The sequence below is a fragment of the Streptomyces sp. NPDC005791 genome (genome assembly GCF_042871485.1).
Lineage (GTDB): Bacteria > Actinomycetota > Actinomycetes > Streptomycetales > Streptomycetaceae > Streptomyces.
Map to the genome: position 1 here is coordinate 137,669 of NZ_JBIAIP010000005.1, position 15,001 is coordinate 152,669.

Annotated in this window: 16 protein-coding genes; 2 read left to right on the forward strand and 14 right to left on the reverse strand. The window is 70.5% G+C overall.

Features of this window, described 5'->3' with window-relative positions; all coding sequences use genetic code 11:
- Window positions 1–4: 4 nt before the first annotated feature.
- The 13 genes from ACFYSH_RS12180 to ACFYSH_RS12240 all read right to left on the reverse strand — a co-directional run bounded on the left by ACFYSH_RS12180 (window position 5) and on the right by ACFYSH_RS12240 (window position 12,669).
- Window positions 5–883 (reverse strand): ABC transporter permease, encoded by an 879-nt coding sequence (locus tag ACFYSH_RS12180; RefSeq protein ID WP_359468187.1) that lies wholly within the window; start codon window positions 881–883, stop codon window positions 5–7.
- Window positions 870–1,661, reverse strand: coding sequence for an ABC transporter ATP-binding protein (locus tag ACFYSH_RS12185; RefSeq protein WP_359468184.1), 792 nt, complete (start codon window positions 1,659–1,661; stop codon window positions 870–872). Before ACFYSH_RS12185 ends, ACFYSH_RS12180 begins: the two co-directional genes overlap by 14 nt.
- 48 nt (window positions 1,662–1,709) lie before the next feature.
- Window positions 1,710–2,828, reverse strand: a complete 1,119-nt coding sequence (locus ACFYSH_RS12190; RefSeq protein WP_388752132.1) for an aliphatic sulfonate ABC transporter substrate-binding protein — start codon at window positions 2,826–2,828, stop codon at window positions 1,710–1,712.
- Window positions 2,829–3,062: 234 nt separating this feature from the next.
- Window positions 3,063–4,403, reverse strand: a complete 1,341-nt coding sequence (locus ACFYSH_RS12195) for a sulfate adenylyltransferase subunit 1 (protein ID WP_388752134.1) — start codon at window positions 4,401–4,403, stop codon at window positions 3,063–3,065.
- A gap of 2 nt (window positions 4,404–4,405) precedes the next feature.
- Window positions 4,406–5,341 carry a sulfate adenylyltransferase subunit CysD gene (gene cysD, locus ACFYSH_RS12200; protein WP_359468176.1) on the reverse strand — a complete coding sequence of 312 codons (936 nt, stop codon included), beginning with the start codon at window positions 5,339–5,341 and terminating at the stop codon, window positions 4,406–4,408.
- Window positions 5,338–5,907, reverse strand: coding sequence for an adenylyl-sulfate kinase (cysC, locus tag ACFYSH_RS12205; RefSeq protein ID WP_359468173.1), 570 nt, complete (start codon window positions 5,905–5,907; stop codon window positions 5,338–5,340). Before cysC ends, cysD begins: the two co-directional genes overlap by 4 nt.
- Window positions 5,907–6,623, reverse strand: a complete 717-nt coding sequence (locus ACFYSH_RS12210; RefSeq protein WP_359468171.1) for a phosphoadenylyl-sulfate reductase — start codon at window positions 6,621–6,623, stop codon at window positions 5,907–5,909. Before ACFYSH_RS12210 ends, cysC begins: the two co-directional genes overlap by 1 nt.
- Window positions 6,620–6,799 (reverse strand): hypothetical protein, encoded by a 180-nt coding sequence (locus tag ACFYSH_RS12215; protein ID WP_359468168.1) that lies wholly within the window; start codon window positions 6,797–6,799, stop codon window positions 6,620–6,622. The genes ACFYSH_RS12210 and ACFYSH_RS12215 overlap by 4 nt, the downstream gene beginning before the upstream one ends.
- Complete coding sequence (locus ACFYSH_RS12220; protein ID WP_359468165.1) at window positions 6,796–8,493, reverse strand: nitrite/sulfite reductase; 1,698 nt, start codon at window positions 8,491–8,493, stop codon at window positions 6,796–6,798. The genes ACFYSH_RS12215 and ACFYSH_RS12220 overlap by 4 nt, the downstream gene beginning before the upstream one ends.
- A 116-nt stretch (window positions 8,494–8,609) precedes the next feature.
- Window positions 8,610–8,693, reverse strand: coding sequence for a putative leader peptide (locus ACFYSH_RS12225; protein WP_349817346.1), 84 nt, complete (start codon window positions 8,691–8,693; stop codon window positions 8,610–8,612).
- Between the two features lie 133 nt (window positions 8,694–8,826).
- Window positions 8,827–9,438, reverse strand: a complete 612-nt coding sequence (locus tag ACFYSH_RS12230) for a GNAT family N-acetyltransferase (RefSeq protein ID WP_388752137.1) — start codon at window positions 9,436–9,438, stop codon at window positions 8,827–8,829.
- Between the two features lie 43 nt (window positions 9,439–9,481).
- Window positions 9,482–10,771 (reverse strand): GAF domain-containing protein, encoded by a 1,290-nt coding sequence (locus ACFYSH_RS12235; protein ID WP_388752139.1) that lies wholly within the window; start codon window positions 10,769–10,771, stop codon window positions 9,482–9,484.
- Between the two features lie 260 nt (window positions 10,772–11,031).
- Window positions 11,032–12,669 carry an acyl-CoA dehydrogenase family protein gene (locus ACFYSH_RS12240; protein ID WP_359468156.1) on the reverse strand — a complete coding sequence of 546 codons (1,638 nt, stop codon included), beginning with the start codon at window positions 12,667–12,669 and terminating at the stop codon, window positions 11,032–11,034.
- A 17-nt stretch (window positions 12,670–12,686) separates the two neighbouring features.
- Between ACFYSH_RS12240 and ACFYSH_RS12245 the strand changes: the two genes are divergently transcribed.
- Together ACFYSH_RS12245 and ACFYSH_RS12250 are read left to right on the forward strand one after the other, a co-directional pair.
- Window positions 12,687–13,814 carry a YihY/virulence factor BrkB family protein gene (locus tag ACFYSH_RS12245; RefSeq protein WP_359468153.1) on the forward strand — a complete coding sequence of 376 codons (1,128 nt, stop codon included), beginning with the start codon at window positions 12,687–12,689 and terminating at the stop codon, window positions 13,812–13,814.
- Between the two features lie 26 nt (window positions 13,815–13,840).
- Window positions 13,841–14,602, forward strand: coding sequence for a DUF6597 domain-containing transcriptional factor (locus tag ACFYSH_RS12250; protein ID WP_388752142.1), 762 nt, complete (start codon window positions 13,841–13,843; stop codon window positions 14,600–14,602).
- Here ACFYSH_RS12250 and ACFYSH_RS12255 read toward each other — a convergent pair.
- Window positions 14,539–14,934 (reverse strand): VOC family protein, encoded by a 396-nt coding sequence (locus ACFYSH_RS12255; protein WP_359468148.1) that lies wholly within the window; start codon window positions 14,932–14,934, stop codon window positions 14,539–14,541. The two genes, ACFYSH_RS12250 and ACFYSH_RS12255, sit on opposite strands and share 64 nt — an antisense overlap.
- Between the last annotated feature and the right edge of the window lie 67 nt (window positions 14,935–15,001).

Consider the following 15,001-nt stretch of genomic DNA (forward strand, 5'->3'; position numbering starts at 1 on the left):
CGACTCAGCTCCTGACGAGGAGACCGCGGCTGCGCAGCACCCGCCGCTCCAGCGGGCTGAAGATCAGCAGGTCGATCGCGATGCCGACGAACAGGATGAGGAGGATCGCCAGGAAGATCCCCGGCATGTCGAAGTTGTTCCGCCCGTTCTCCAGCAACTGGCCGAGCCCCAGGCCCAGATCCGGTGACGAGGCGATGATCTCGGCGGCCATGAGCGAGCGCCAGGAGAACGCCCAGCCCTGCTTGAGCCCCGCCAGATAGCCGGGCAGCGCGGCCGGCAGGACGATGTGGATCGTCCCGCGCAGTCCCGTGGCACCGATCGTGCGGCCCGCCCGCAGGAACAGGGGCGGCACCTGGTCGACGCCGGAGACCAGTCCGTTGGCGACGGACGGGACCGCGCCGAGCAGGATCACCGCGTACATCGTCTTGTCGTCGAGGCCCAGCCAGATGATGGCCGGAGCCACCCACGCCACGGACGGCAGGGACTGCAGCCCGGACAGGATCGGGCCGATCGCCGCCCGGACGACCTTGACCCGCGCCACCAGCAGACCCAGCGGGGTGCCGATCGCGACGGCCATCACGAAGCCGAGCAGACCGCGCGACACACTGGTCCAGATGACTTCCAGCAGGGTGCCCTGGAGCCACATGTCGGTCAGGCTGTCCCAGACCGCCGAAGGCGGCGGCAGCTTGTAGTCGTCGGTGACCTTCGCCCAGACCAGCACCTGCCAGACGAGGACCACCAGGACGACCGCGACGACCGGCGGCAGTACCTTGTTGAGCAGGATCTCGCGGGCCGGCGTCCGGCGCACCTGTACGGCGTCGAGCGCGTCCAGGCCCGCCTCGAGCCCCGCCAGGTCGTCGGCCTTCGTTTCAGTGCTGGCCATGTCGGCGGATCTCCCCACGCAGTTGTTCGGTGATCTCGACGGACAGTTCCGCCACGGCGGTGTCCTCGATGCGGCGAGGCTGCTCGATGTCGACCGTCCACTCCCGGGCGATCCGCCCGGGGCGCGACGACAGCAGGATGACGCGCTGCGCGAGGCGCACCGCCTCGCGCACGTTGTGGGTGACGAAGAGGACGGAGGCGTTCGTCTCGCGCCAGATCCGGGTCAGTTCGTCGTGCAGTACGTCGCGGGTGATGGCGTCGAGCGCGGCGAACGGCTCGTCCATCAGCAGCAGTTGGCTGTCCTGGGCGAGCGCCCGGGCCATCGCCACGCGCTGGCGCATCCCGCCGGAGAGCTCGTGCACCCGCTTCCCGTACGCCCCGCCGAGGCGTACGAGTTCGAGCAGCCGTTCCGCCTCCGGGCGGCGGTCCGACTTCGGTACCCCGCGCAGGCGCAGGGCCAGTTCGATGTTCTTGCCCGCGGTCAGCCACGGGAAGAGGGCGTGCTCCTGGAACATCAGGGCCGGCCGCCCGCCGGGGGTCTCGATGGACCCCGCGGTCGGGCGGTCGAGTCCGGCCACCAGATTGAGCAGGGTCGACTTGCCGCACCCGGACGCTCCCAGGAGGGTGACGAACTCGCCCGGAGCGACATCGAGCGTGATGTCGTCCAGGACCAGCTGCTGCCCCGTGGGTCCGGCGAAGGACTTGGAGACGTTTCGGATGCGAGCGGCGTGCTCGACCGCTGCACGGTCCTCGGCCTTGGTGAGGGTGGTGGTCGCCATGGTCGTCACCTCCTGGGAGTCATCAGGAATCCTGCTGGGTCGGGTGGTCTACTGCTTGACGCCGAGACCGGCGTCGGCGACCTCGGGCTGCCCCGCGGCCTTGAGGATCTTGTTCAGCGGCTTCAGGTCGTAGATGCCGTCGAGGTCGGGCTTCTCCAGCAGGCCGGCCTCGACCGCGTGGTCCGCCTGCGCCTCGAGCGTGGCGGCCAGCGGGTCGTCGGTGATCCGGATGGACTTCCACGCCGGGTCGAGGACCTCGGCGGGCAGGGCCTTGCCGCTCAGCTTCTCGAGCGCCGCGTTGGCCGAGGCTTTCGCCTCGTCCGGGTTGGCGTTGATCCACTTGTTGGTGCTCACCGTGCCGCGCAGCACCGCGTCCACGACGTCCGGGTGCTCGGAGAGGAACTTCTGCGACACGATGATGTTCGTGATGACGAACTTGTCGTCCGGCCACAGCGTCGACTCGTCGAGCAGGACCTTGCCGCCTTCGGAGACCAGCTTCGAAGCGGTCGGCTCCGGGACCCAGGCGCCGTCCAGAGAACCGGACTTGAAGGCGTCCGGAGTCACCTTGTTGTCCGAACGGACCACGGAGACGTCGCCCTTGCCGCTCTGGGCGTCGACCTTCCAGCCCTTCTCGGATATCCAGTTGAGGAACGCGACGTCCTGCGTGTTGCCGAGCTGCGGGGTGGCGATCTTCTTGCCCTTGAGATCGTCCACGGTCTTGATCTTCTTCGGGTTCACGACGAGCTTCACGCCACCGGAGGCCGAGCCGCCGATGATCCGCAGGCTCTGGCCCTTGGACTTGCTGTAGCCGTTGATCGAGGGCGACGGGCCGATGAACCCGATGTCGATCGAACCCGCGTTGAGCGCCTCGATCTCGGAGGGCCCGGCGTTGAACGTCGAGGGCATGACCGTGGTGCCGCCCAGCTCCTTGGCGATGAGGCCTTCCTGGATACCGACCAGGGCGGTGGCGTGCGTGAGGTTCGGGAAGTAACCGATCTTCACGGTGTCCGCCGAGAGCTTCTTCCCTCCGGCGGAGACGTTCGCCTTCTCGGAGTCGTCGTCCTCGGCCTGGGAGCCGTAGCCGCAGGCGGTCAGCGCCACGGCCAGCAGCGGCAGAGCGGCGGCAGCGGCGAGGCTGCGGCGGAGATTCGTACGGGCGGCAGGCACGGGAGGTCTTCCTCTCGTCGGCCCGGTGCTCACGTCCTCCTGGAGTCAGGTGGCGCGGCCGGGCGATCGGCAGGTCTTCGTCTGAACTGGCGGTGCGGTCCTTGCGAGCGGGCGCGCAGGCAGTGCGCGTACGTCATCACGCACATCGCCCGACCCCGCCCTGGCCGCTGCCGAGGGCGCCGCTGCCGACCCGGCCCCCCTCCTTCGCGAAGGTCGAGAAGAAGTCGTCGTCCATCAGAAGTCCCACTCCGCGTCCTCGGCGGAGGTGTCCGCCTCCGCCTCCCCGCCGTCGGCGGCGGTGAACGAGGCGCCCGCCATGCCCGCCGTCAGCGTCGTGCCGTCGGCAGGATCGATCAGCAGGAACGAACCGGTCCGCCGCGAAGCAGCGTAGGTGTCGAGCGCGAGCGGCTCGGCGGTACGGACGACGACCCGGCCGATGTCGTTAGCCACCAGCCGCCCGGGAGCCGGATGCTGGGAGAGGTCGTCCAGGGTGAGGCGGGACGGGATGTCCTTGACGATCGCCTTGACCGTGCGGGTGGTGTGCTTGAGCAGCACCCGCTGGCCCACCGTGAGCGGTTGGTCGGCCACATGGCAGACGGTCGCCTCGACGTCCTGCGTGACCGCGGGAGCGTCGTCCGCCGGGGCGATCAGATCGCCGCGCGACACGTCGATGTCATCGGCCAGCCGGAGCGTCACCGACTGAGGGGCCCAGGCGATGCCGACGCTCTCGCCGAGCGCGTCGATCCCCTCGATCGTCGTGGTGCGTCCGGACGGCAGCACGGAGACCGTCTCGCCGACCCGGAACACCCCGGCGGCGATCTGACCGGCGTACCCCCGGTAGTCCGGGTGTTCGGCGCTCTGCGGACGGATCACGTACTGCACCGGGAAGCGCGCGTGGCACTCGGTGAGATCGTGACTGACGGGGACCGTCTCCAGGTGTTCCAGGACCGTGGGGCCGCCGTACCAGTCCATGTGGGCGGACGGTTCCACGACGTTGTCGCCGGCCAGGGCGGAGATCGGGATCGCGGTGATCTCCGGTACGCCGAGTGAGGCGGCGTAGGCGGTGAACTCCTTGGCGATCGCGGCGAAGACGGGCTCCGCGTAGTCCACGAGGTCCATCTTGTTGACGGCGAGGACGACGTGCGGGACGCGCAGGAGGGCGGCGACGGCGGCGTGGCGGCGGGTCTGTTCGACAACGCCGTTACGGGCGTCGACGAGGACGACGGCCAGTTCGGCCGTGGAGGCGCCGGTGACCATGTTGCGGGTGTACTGCACATGGCCGGGGGTGTCGGCGAGGATGAAGCGGCGCCGGGGGGTGGCGAAGTAGCGGTACGCCACGTCGATGGTGATGCCCTGCTCACGTTCGGCGCGCAGGCCGTCGGTGAGGAGCGCCAGGTCGGGCGCCTCCTGGCCGCGGTTGGTGGAGGCCAGCGCGACGGCCTCCAGCTGGTCGGTGAGGACCGACTTGGAGTCGTGCAGCAGGCGCCCGACGAGGGTCGACTTGCCGTCGTCGACGGAACCGGCGGTGGCGAACCGCAGCAGGGTGGTGGCCGACAGATCGGTGATGGTGGTCATGGTTAGAAGTACCCCTCGCGCTTGCGGTCTTCCATCGCGGCCTCGGACATCTTGTCGTCGGCGCGGGTCGCGCCCCGCTCGGTGAGGCGGGAGGCGGCGATCTCGGTGATCACGGCGTCCAGGGTGGTGGCGTCGGAGTCGACGGCGCCCGTGCAGGACATGTCGCCCACGGTGCGGTAGCGCACCTGGCGGGTCTCGGTCTTCTCGTGGTCCTTCGGACCGCCCCAGTCACCGGCGGTCAGCCACATACCGGAACGGTTGAAGACCTCGCGCTCGTGGGCGAAGTAGATCTCCGGCAGCTCGATGCCCTCACGCTCGATGTACTGCCAGACGTCCAGCTCGGTCCAGTTGGAGATGGGGAAGACGCGGACGTGCTCGCCGGGGGCGTGGCGGCCGTTGTAGAGCTGCCACAGTTCGGGGCGCTGGCGGCGGGGGTCCCACTGGGAGAACTCGTCGCGCAGGGAGAAGACGCGCTCCTTGGCGCGGGCCTTCTCCTCGTCACGGCGGCCGCCGCCGAAGACCGCGTCGAAGCGGTGCTGCTGGATGGCCTCGGTGAGCGGGACCGTCTGGAGGGGGTTGCGGGTGCCGTCGGGGCGCTCGCGGAGCTTGCCGGCGTCGATGTACTCCTGGACGGAGGCGACGTGCAGGCGCAGCCCGTGCTTCTCGACGGTGCGGTCGCGGTATTCGAGGACCTCGGGGAAGTTGTGCCCGGTGTCCACGTGCAGCAGCGTGAAGGGGATCGGCGCGGGAGCGAACGCCTTCAGCGCGAGGTGCAGCATCAGGATCGAGTCCTTGCCGCCGGAGAACAGGATCACCGGCCGCTCGAACTCACCCGCCACCTCACGGAAGATGTGCACCGCCTCCGACTCCAGGGAGTCCAGGTGGCTGAGCGCGTACGGGTTGACGGTGCCTTCCGGCACGGTGGCGACAGTGCTCACGCCAGGCCCCTCTCGGTGAGCAGCGCGCGGAGCGCCGCTGCGGACTCCTGCACGGTCTGCTGGTGCGATTCGATCCGCAGATCCGGTGACTCGGGTGCCTCGTAGGGGTCGTCCACCCCGGTGAGGCCACTGATCTCGCCCGCTGCCTGCTTGGCGTACAGCCCCTTCACGTCGCGCTCGGAGCACACCTCGACCGGAGTCGCGACGTGCACCTCCAGATACGCGGTGCCCTCCTGCTGATGGCGCTTCCGCACGGCGTCACGGCTGTCGGCGTACGGCGCGATGACCGGGACGAGGACTTTCACGCCGTTGGCGGCCAGCAGTTCGGCGACGAAGCCGATCCGCTGGACGTTCGTGTGCCGGTCCTCGCGCGAGAAGCCGAGGCCGGCGGAGAGGAACTCCCGGATCTCGTCACCGTCGAGCACCTCGACGCGGTGCCCGTCGGCGCGCAGCCGGCCCGCCAGTTCGTAGGCGATGGTGGTCTTGCCCGCGCTCGGCAGACCGGTGAGCCAGACGGTGGCTCCCGACTCCGTCACGCTCATCGATATCTCCTGATCAGTCGTCATCAGCCGTGCAGCCCGCATTCGGTCTTGCCACGCCCGGCCCAGCGGCCGGCCCGGGCGTCCTCGCCCTCCAGCACCCGGCGGGTGCAGGGCGCGCAGCCGACGGAGGCGTAACCGTCCGTCAGCAGCGGGTTGGTCAGTACACCGTGCTCGGCGACGTAGGTGTCCACGTCGTCCTGGGTCCAGCGGGCGATCGGCGAGACCTTGACCTTGCGGCGCTTCGCGTCCCAGCCCACGACCGGGGTGTTCGCCCGGGTGGGCGACTCGTCCCGGCGCAGCCCGGTCGCCCAGGCGGCGTACGCGGTCAGCCCTTCCTCCAGGGGCTTGACCTTGCGCAGCGCGCAGCACAGGTCGGGGTCGCGGTCGTGCAGCTTCGGCCCGTACTCGGCGTCCTGCTCGGCCACCGACTGACGCGGGGTCAGGGTGATGAGGTTGACGTCCATCACGGCGTCCACCGCGTCCCGGGTGCCGATGGTCTCCTCGAAGTGGTAGCCGGTGTCCAGGAAGACGACGTCCACGCCGGGGAAGACCCGGGAGGCGAGGTGCGCGACCACCGCGTCCTCCATGGAGGAGGTGACACAGAAGCGCTTGCCGAAGGTGTCGGCCGCCCACGTCAGGATGTCGCTCGCGGAGGCGTCCTCCAGGTCGCGCCCGGCCCGCTCGGCCAGGTCCCTCAGTGCCTCGTCGGTGAGTTCGTCGGTATGCGGCGTGTCCGTCATGTCCCGTCCCCTTCCACGTCGTCGCGCTGGAGTCCGTGGGCCAGCAGGCCCAGGAACTTCAGCTGGAACGCGCGATTGCAGGAAGCACATTCCCAGGCACCGTGCCCCGCCTCGTGCGGGCGCAGGTCCTCGTCGCCGCAGTACGGGCAGTAGAACGGCGCGGCTCGCTCGCTCATGACAGCGACTCCGAACTGGCCCGGGCCGCCCAGGTCGCGAAGCGCTCGTCGTCCTCGCGCTCCTCCTGGAACCTGCCGAGCACCCGCTCGACGTAGTCCGGGAGTTCGGCCGAGGTGACCTTCAGTCCGCGGACCTTCCGGCCGAAGCCGGCCTCCAGGCCGAGCGCGCCACCGAGGTGCACCTGGTAGCCCTCGACCTGGTTGCCGTCGTCGTCCAGCATGAGCTGGCCCTTGAGGCCGATGTCCGCGGTCTGGATGCGGGCACAGGCGTTGGGGCAGCCGTTGATGTTGATGGAGAGCGGCTCGTCGAAGTCCGGCAGACGGCGCTCCAGTTCGTCGATGAGCGCGGCTCCGCGCGCCTTCGTCTCGACGATCGCCAGCTTGCAGAACTCGATGCCGGTGCACGCCATCGTGCCGCGCCGGAACGGGGAGGCGTGCACCTGGAAGTCAAGTGCCTCCAGGCCGGCGGTCAGGGACTCGATCCGGTCCTGCTCCACGTCGAGGATGAGCATCTTCTGCTCGACGGTGGTGCGGACCCGGCCCGAGCCGTGCGCCTCGGCCAGGTCGGCGATCTTGGCGAGGGTGGAGCCGTCGACGCGGCCGACGCGCGGGGCGAAGCCCACGTAGAAGCGGCCGTCCTGCTGCGCGTGCACACCGATGTGGTCGCGCCAGCGCGAGGTGGGCTGTGCGGGAGGAGGACCGTCCAGCATCGGGCGCTTGAGGTATTCGTCCTCGAGCACCTGACGGAACTTCTCCGGGCCCCAGTCGGCCATCAGGAACTTCAGGCGGGCGCGGTTGCGCAGCCGGCGGTAGCCGTAGTCGCGGAAGATCCCCACGACACCGGCCCAGACGTCGGGGACCTCGTCCAGCGGCACCCAGGCGCCCAACCGCTCGGCGAACCGCGGATTGGTGGAGAGTCCGCCGCCCACCCACAGGTCGAAGCCGGGGCCGTGCTCGGGGTGGTCCACCCCCACGAAGGCGATGTCGTTGATCTCGTGCACCACGTCCTGGACCGGTGAGCCCGAGATCGCGGTCTTGAACTTCCTGGGCAGGTTGGAGAATTCCTTGCTGCCGATGTAGCGCTCATGGATCTCGTCGACCGCGGACGTGCCGTCGACGATCTCGTCTGCGGCGATCCCGGCCACCGGAGAACCGATGATCACACGGGGGCAGTCACCGCAGGCCTCGGTCGTCGAGAGCCCGACGGCCTCGAGCTTCTCCCAGATCGCCGGGACGTCCTCGATGCGGATCCAGTGCAGCTGGACGTTCTGCCGGTCGGTGATGTCGGCGGTGCCGCGCGCGTACTCCTGGGAGATCTCGCCGATGACGCGCAGCTGCTCGGTGGTCAGCTTCCCGCCGTCGATGCGCACGCGCAGCATGAAGTAGCGGTCGTCGAGCTCCTCAGGCTCCAGCACGGCGGTCTTTCCGCCGTCGATGCCGGGGCGGCGCTGGGTGTACAGGCCCCACCAGCGCATACGCCCGCGCAGGTCGTTCGGGTCGATGGAGTCGAATCCGCGCTTGGAGTAGATCGTCTCAATGCGCGTCCGCACGTTGAGACTGTCGTCGTCCTTCTTGAACTGCTCGTTCCCGTTCAGCGGGGTGAAGTGACCCATGGCCCACTGACCTTCACCACGGTGACGTCCGGCCTTGCGGCGAGGCGTGGCGGTAGCAGGCTTCTCGGGGCTGGCGGCCATGGCGATACGTCCTTCGGGACTGCAGGAGGGCGGCTCTGAACTGCACACTCGCGCGAGGCGCGGCGGTGCGCAGGGGGGTGGAACGGAACATCAGGAATGCGCGGTGCTGGAGACTCTCAGCGGACCGGACAGATGGCGCTGGACATGCGGCCGAGGTCGACGTGCCGCCGACTCACCAAGGCAATTCCAGTTCCAGACATGACGGAAGCGTGTCACGCGCCTCTTGGGCCAGTCCACCACGATCCATCATGTGGACGAGATGGTCCCGAAAAGTGAGACGCTGTGGTGTCGGTCACCCTCCGCCTGTCGACAAAGCGACAGGAAGGGGGCGTGTCAGGCGTGCGCACCCGGCCACGGGCCGGGCTGGGCGACCTCGGGTTCCCGCTCGACCCTGGTGTCGTACAACCGGAAACCCCGCCGCAGATAGTTGTCCCTCGCATGCGGGCCGTCGTCGGAGCAGGTGTGCAGCCAGACCCTCCTGGTGGGGGTCAGCTCCTGATGGCGCTCGGCGAGGTCCCAGGCACGCGCCGCACCGTAGGACAGCAGGTGACCACCGATCCGGCGGCCCCGGAAGGAAGGGATCAGACCGAAGTAGACGATCTCGACGGCACCGTCCTCGTGCGGGCCGAGCTCGATGAACCCCGCCGGGGTCCCGTTCTCGTACGCCACCCACGTCTCGACGCCCGGCCGCTCCAGGAGCTCCCGCCACCGCGCGTACGTGTAGTCCAGCCGGTCGGTCCACCGGACGTCCCCGCCCACCGCCGTGTACAGGAAGCGGCTGAACTCCGGGAGCGCCGTCTCCGACCGTACGACCGTGACCGGGCCCTCCGGGGCCGCGGTCGGCCTCAGGTCACCGGGCGACGTCTGCTCCAGGTACCAGACGGTCACGTCGGCGAGGGGGGTGTCGGGGAGAGGGGAAGCGGCGGAGTGCGTGGCATTGCTCATGGCGGTCAGAGAACCACGGCCCGGGCCCGGCGCCCAAAAACCCTCAGGCCACCCCCGCCGCCGTACGCGCCCTGAGTACCACCGGAGCGGTCGAGCGGGGCAGCAGATCGGCCGGCACGTCCGGCAGGACCACCTCCACCTCGACGTCCTCGCCGAAGCGGTACGGCCGGTGCGCCAGTACCTCCGCGAGATGACGGCGCATCCGCGAAATCTCGGCCCGCACCGTCACCGTCCTGGTCGCGTCACCGAAGACGTCATCGGCCAGCTCCGCCGCGGTGCGCCCCTCCGGGCGCAGGGCCAACGCGTACAGCAGCTCCGCGTGGCGGGGCGAGAGCCGGCACGTCCAGCTGCCCACCGCACCCGTCACATGCACCGCGAGCCCCCGCTCCCGGCTGAGGTCGAGCACCACCCGGCGCGGGACGCGGTCGTGCACACCCTCCGTGATCTGCACCAGCCAGCCGCCGGGCAGCGGCTCCACCCGGCACATGCCGAGCGAGGCCAGCCACACCGTGCCCGGTTCCAGGTGCTTCGGGAGCGGGAGCCGGTCCACCGGCGGCATCCCGCTGACGGCGGCCAGCCAGCCGTGGCTGTCCACCACCAGCGCACGGCCACCCAGCCGGCACAGGAGCGGGGCGGCCACCGACCGCAACCGCTCGATCGCCACCAGGTGCCGGTCGCGCAGCTCGCTCTCCGCCAGAGCCGCCACCGAACCCACCAGCGCCAGCGTCGCCGGATGGAAGGTGTGGGCGGGCCCGCTGATGTCGACGATGCCCATCAGACGGCCGTCCCGTGGGTCGCGCACCGGGGCCGCCGCGCAGGTCCAGCCGTGCAGGGCGCGGACGAAGTGCTCGGCGGAGTGGACCTGGACGGGTGCGCGCGTGGCGAGCGCGGTACCGATGGCGTTCGTCCCCGTGGCCGACTCCGCCCACGCGGCACCCTCCTCGAGACATATGTCCTTGGCCCGGCGCATCACCGCAGCATGGCCCTGACGCCACAGGACACGGCCCTCGGTGTCGCAGACGACCATGATCTGCTGCGCCGCGTCGGCGATCGTCGCCAGCCCTTCACGCAGCAGGGGCATGACCTCACCGAGCCCGGTGCTGCTGCGCCGGTGCTCGATCTCTTCCGTCTCCAGCAGCCTGCTCTCAGGCGACTGCTCGGGATCCACCCCACTGCGCAGCACACGGTCCCAGGACGCGTCGATCTCCGCGCGCGGGAGCGTCCCGGCACGCCCGCCCGTCAGCCGGGCCTCACGCGCCCGGTGGACCAGGCGCTCGGTCACCGCCGAGTACGAGGCCTCCGGCCGCGCCCGCGCGGCAGGAACTGATTCCATGAGGGTCCCCCCAACAAAGCGTGGGCCCGGTCCGGCACAGAGAAACCCGGCCCAAAGGGCTCATCCTGCCGTGCAAGGGTCCCGTTGGCTCACGCTCCACGCAATGGGTGCAACCCCTTGCAACTCTGTTGACCGCCCCCGGACCGTACGAGAGTGGCCGTGACACCGCACGGGAGGTCCCCGACCCGCCGGGCGGTGGTGAAGAAGCGTGGAGGGTGGTGCCGTGTCGGCGCAGCACCACCCTCCGTCGTTCGCACGCCTCAGCCTTCCTGCACCCGCGCCCGCTCCACGACCGACGCCAGGTCGAGACTGTGCGGCAGCGTCCCGAAGGCCGTACCCCAGTCCCCGCCCAGTCGGGAGGCGCAGAACGCGTCCCCGACCTCCGGCGGCGCCCAGCGCAACAGCAGTGAACCCTGAAGCACCAGGGCCATCCGCTCGACCAGCCGCCTGGCACGCGCCTCGACGGCCTCCAGATCCGCCAGCTCCGTCAGCAGGTCCTTGATCGCGGCGTCGAGCCGGTGGTCGGCGCCGCGCGCCTTCCCGACCTCGGTGAGGAAGGCGTTGAGCGCCTGCGGCTCACGCTGCAACGCCCGCAGCACATCCAGCGCCTGTACGTTGCCCGAGCCTTCCCAGATCGAATTGAGCGGGGCCTCGCGGAGCAGCCGGGGCATCCCGGACTCCTCGACGTAACCGTTGCCGCCCAGGCACTCCAGGGCCTCACCGACCACTGCGGCGCACCGCTTCGTCACCCAGTACTTGGCGGCCGGCACCGCGATCCGCAGGAAGGCCCGCTCCTCCTCCGTGTCCGCGTCGTACGCCGCGGCCAGCCGCAGCCCGAGCGTCGTCGCCGCCTCCGACTCCAGGGCCAGGTCGGCCAGTACGTTGCGCATCAGCGGCTTCTCGATCAGCAGCCCGCCGAACGCGCTGCGGTGGGCGCTGTGGTGGATCGCCTGCGCCACCGCCTGGCGCATCAGCGCCGCCGAACCGATCACGCAGTCCAGCCGGGTCGCCGCCACCATCTCGATGATGGTGCGCACCCCCCGTCCCTCCTCGCCGACCAGGCGGGCCCACGTCCCGTCGAACTCGACCTCGCCGGAGGCGTTGGACCTGTTGCCCAGTTTGTCCTTGAGGCGCTGGATCGCGAACACGTTGCGTGCCCCGTCCGGCAGGATCCGTGGCACGAGGAAGCAGCTCAGCCCTCCGGGCGCCTGCGCCAGTACCAGGAAACCGTCGGACATGGGAGCCGAGCAGAACCACTTGTGGCCCGTGAGGAGGTACTCCCCGTCGCCGGCCAGCGGCTCGGCCCGGGTGGTGTTGGACCGCACGTCGGTGCCGCCCTGCTTCTCCGTCATGCCCATCCCGAAGAGCACACCGGTCTTCTGCGACGCCGGGCGCAGTTCCTCCTCGTACACGTGCGAGGTGAGCAGCGGCTCCCATTCGGCGGCCAGCGCCGGATCGGTCCGCAGCGCGGGGACCGCGGCGTGCGTCATCGACAGGGGGCATCCGTGGCCGGCTTCGGCCTGCGTCCAGACCAGGAAGCCGGCCGCCCGGCGGACGTGCCCGCCCGGCCTGCCCCAGGCGTCGGTCAGACCGGCCGAGACCGCGTGCCCCAGCAACCGGTGCCAGGACGGGTGGAACTCGACTTCGTCGAGACGGTGCCCGTAGCGGTCGTGCGTGCGCAGCTTCGGCGGGTTCTCGTTCGCCTGCGCACCCCATGCCTGGGCCTGGGCGGAACCGGCGGACCGGCCCAGTGTGCCGAGTTCCCCCCGGGCCTCCTCCAGGACCGTGGGCGCGAGATGCCGCTCGACGGCCTCCGTCAGTGCCCGGTCACCGGCGTAGACGTCATAGCCGACCAGCGGCGGAACCTGGTTGGTCACTGTGTGGGTGCTAGGTGCCATGCCGATACGGTAAGGAGGTGCAGGCAGCAAATGAAACACCCGAGCGGCCACCGGGTCGGCTCCACCGGGCTCGCGTCCTCTACCGCAACGTGTCGAAGCGGCAGATGGCATGGCAGTTGCTCAAGGACACGGTCAATTCGTGCATCGAGTACCGCATCCTCGGCCTCGCGGCCGAGGCGGCGTTCTTCACCCTGCTGTCCCTGCCGCCGCTGTTGCTCGGCCTGATCGGGCTGCTCGGCTACGTCGACGACTGGACGTCGACCACCACGGTCGCCTCCATCGAGCGCAACATCCTGGGCGCGGTGGAGACGGTGCTGTCCGAGCGGGGCGTCAACGACATCGCGAAACCGCTCATGGCCGACGTCACCACGGGCGCGCGCCCCGACGTCATCTCCCTCGGTTTCGCGATCGCCCTGTGGTCGGGCTCACGCGCGGTGAACGTCTTCATCGACACCATCACCGTGATGTACGGCCTCGACGGACACCGCGGCATCGTCAAGACCCGGCTCCTGGCCTTCCTGCTGTACGTGGTCGCGCTGCTGCTGGGCGCCGTGGTGCTTCCGCTGCTGGTGGTCGGCCCCGACCGGGTGGTGGAGTTCGTCCCGTGGGGCACCGAGGTCCTGGCCGTCCTCTACTGGCCGCTGGTCATCGTGCTGTCCATCGCCTTCCTGACGACGCTGTACCACGTGTCCGTCCCCGTCCGCTCACCGTGGATCGAGGACGTCCCGGGGGCACTCATGGCTCTCGGGATGTGGGTGCTGGGCAGCTTCCTGCTGCGGATCTACCTCACCAGCACCGTCGAAGGTCCCACCATCTACGGCTCGTTGGCCGCGCCCATCGCCGTCCTGCTCTGGATAGGCATCTCGGCCTTCGCCGTGCTCGTCGGTGCCGCGGTCAACGCGGCGATCGACCGCGTCTGGCCCTCGCTGGCCACGGCGGCGGCCCGGGAGGCCAGCGACCGGCTCAGGGCGGCGCAGGCCGCGGAGCTCGTGGCCCGCGCCCAGGCCGCGCACTGGGAGGCGTACGCCGACGACGAGGACGACGTGTCCATGCCCTCCGAATTCCCGGAGCGCTGGTCGCGCTTCCTGCCACCGGACGACGTCGTGTCCCGGCTGCACGGGAACCGGGACAAGGACGCGCCCTGACGAGACCGCCCCGATAGCCTGTGACCATGGGCGCACGGTACGAGGAGCGGACATCACGCTTCGCCGGCGCGGTCCTGTGGGCGTGGGACGGGCCGCGTGGGCCCGGACGGCCGGTCCTGCCGGACGGTTGCATGGACCTGCTCTGGGTGGGCGGCCGGCTGTTGGTGGCGGGCCCCGACACCCGCGCCTTCACCCCGGCCGCCGCCCTCTCCGGCAGTTGCGTGGGCATCCGTTTCGCACCCGGTACCGCGCCGGCGCTCCTGGGCGTCCCCGCGCACGAGCTGCGCGACCGGCGGGTCGCGCTCGACGCGCTCTGGCCGGGCCGGGAGGTCCGCGGGCTCACCGAGCGGATCGCCGCGGCCGATGAACCCGCTGCCGTGCTGGAGGGCATCGCCCTGCGAAGGGCGGCCCGTACCGGACCGGCGGACCCGCTCACGGTGGCCGTCGCCGCACGACTGCGGCAGGGGTGCTCCGTCGCCGCCACCGCGCACGCCGTCGGGCTGGGGGCCCGACAGCTGCACCGCCGCTCACTGGCCGCGTTCGGCTACGGCCCCAAGACGCTGGCCAGGGTCCTGAGGCTGCAGCGTGCCCTGGACCTCGTACGCACGGGCACGCCGTACGCCGAGGCCGCGTACGCCGCGGGCTGTACCGACCAGGCGCATCTGGCCCGGGAGATGCGGGACCTGGCCGGGACGACGCTCGGCGGCCATCTGGCCGCGACGGGTCATGACGGGTTGGCGGCGAACAGCGAGACCCCGCAGCCGTCCGGGTCCAGGACGACCGCGTAACGCTGCCCCCAGACGGCGTCCCACGGCTCGAGATGGCCCTGATGCCCGGCTCCGGTCAGATCGGCGTACACCGCGTCCACCTCCGCCGGGCTGTCGCAGAGGAAGGCCAGCCCGAGGCGCTCGCCGCCCTTCGGCCTCGTCCAGTCGGGGTCGAACGAGCGGATGACGTCTTCGGTGTCCCACAGCAGGCGCCGCCCGCCGGGCAGGGTGACTTCGACGTGGGGCGCCGATTCGGCGCCGGCGGGGATGTCGAGCCCGAGCCTGCGGTAGAAGGCGAGCGATGCGGCCAGGTCAGCGGTGACGACGGAGATCGCGTCGAGTCGTGGAGTCATGGGACGACCGTATGCCGGAGGCCGTGGCCGGGTCTTGTACGAAACGGTCACGGCCTCCGGCACGGGT